Source organism: Ectobacillus ponti, assembly GCF_024294785.1.
GTDB classification, from domain to species: Bacteria; Bacillota; Bacilli; order Bacillales; family Bacillaceae_G; genus Ectobacillus; species Ectobacillus ponti.
On record NZ_JANCLT010000092.1, the window covers coordinates 1 to 574 of the forward strand.

The window sequence follows — 574 nt, forward strand, 5'->3', positions numbered from 1 at the left end:
CGACCTCCACGCGCACGAACCTGTAGAGAGGGTACTAGCGGCACTCATTGATCCGGTTGGGGACGAGAGGGGTGCCGTTCTCGACGGCGGCGCGGGCGGCCTCCACCTCATTGGGCAGCGCGGCGCGGACGTGCTGCTCGAACTCGGCCACCTTGGCGAAGATGGAGGTCTCCAGGACGCGCTCGGCGTCGCCGTTGGCGAGCGCGTGCTCGATGAGCACCGCGCGGAGCTTCTGCATCAACGGGTAGTTGGCGCTGCAGGGGTCGTCGGCGTAGGCGAACACGGCCTCGCGGTCGATCGCGGTGAGCAGGTCCTTCTCGCAGAAGCGAGCGATGTGGAGGCCGCCCATGTGGTTCATGCTCAGGGATTTCTTGGCCACCTGCATCACGCAGTTCTTCACCGCGGTCTTCATGTTCTCCTCGAGGTGGCGCAGGTCGATGGCTTGGCACAGGGCGATCAAGAACGTGGAGGACATGAGCTTCAGGATGTCGATGGCCTCGGCGGTCTTCCTGGAGGAGATGAGACCAAGCGAGTTCACGTCCTGGTTGTGCTGCTCCGCGCTCTGGACATGGTT

At 64.3% G+C, this 574-nt stretch carries 1 protein-coding gene; it reads right to left on the reverse strand.

The window, feature by feature from the left end; translation table 11 throughout:
- Nucleotides 1-34: 34 nt before the first annotated feature.
- On the reverse strand, nucleotides 35-574 hold a 540-nt coding region (locus NK662_RS24705; protein WP_254761365.1), incomplete at its 5' end, for an aromatic amino acid lyase.